Raw genomic sequence first — 489 nt, 5'->3', positions numbered from 1 at the left:
GAGGCGGTGAGGTTCTCCACCGACACGTTGAGGTTCTTGATCGTCATCTCGAAGCGGTTCTGCTTGGCACCCAGGTCCGCCCGCACCGTCGAGACCGTGCTCAGCGCCGCGTCGATCGCCGTGAGGGTGGCGGTCTCCCCGACGTTGCGCTGCACGTCCGGGTCGCCGGCGTCGGCGCCGGCCGCCGCCACACCCAGGCCGACGGCGCTGAGCGCGGTCGCGGTGGTGCCGTCGGCGTTCGCGGTGATGCGGACGGCGATCTGCTCCCCGCCGTTGGCGCCGACCTGGAAGCTGCCGTTGTAGGCGCCGTTCAGCAGCGCCTGGCCGTTGAAGGTCGTCGTCGCCGCGATGCGGGTGAGCTCCTCGGCGAGCTGGTTGTGCTCCTTCTGGATGTTGGCGGTCGCGGCGGCGTTGAGACCGCCGGTGTTGGCGGCCTGGACCGACAGGTCACGCATCCGCTGCAGGATCGAGGTGGACGTCGCGAGCGCG

1 protein-coding gene is annotated in these 489 nt (G+C 71.0%); it reads right to left on the bottom strand.

Annotated elements, in window-relative coordinates; all coding sequences use genetic code 11:
- Positions 1-455 (bottom strand): flagellin N-terminal helical domain-containing protein (locus tag WDV86_RS03335; protein WP_339566176.1); only part of this gene is annotated, 455 nt, incomplete at its 3' end.
- Positions 456-489 lie beyond the last annotated feature (34 nt).

Origin of the sequence: Pseudokineococcus sp. 1T1Z-3, assembly GCF_037482365.1 — a bacterium.
GTDB lineage: Bacteria > Actinomycetota > Actinomycetes > Actinomycetales > Quadrisphaeraceae > Pseudokineococcus.
Note: the sequence above shows the minus strand (reverse complement) of the source record. Positions and strands in the feature narration are given on the sequence as shown.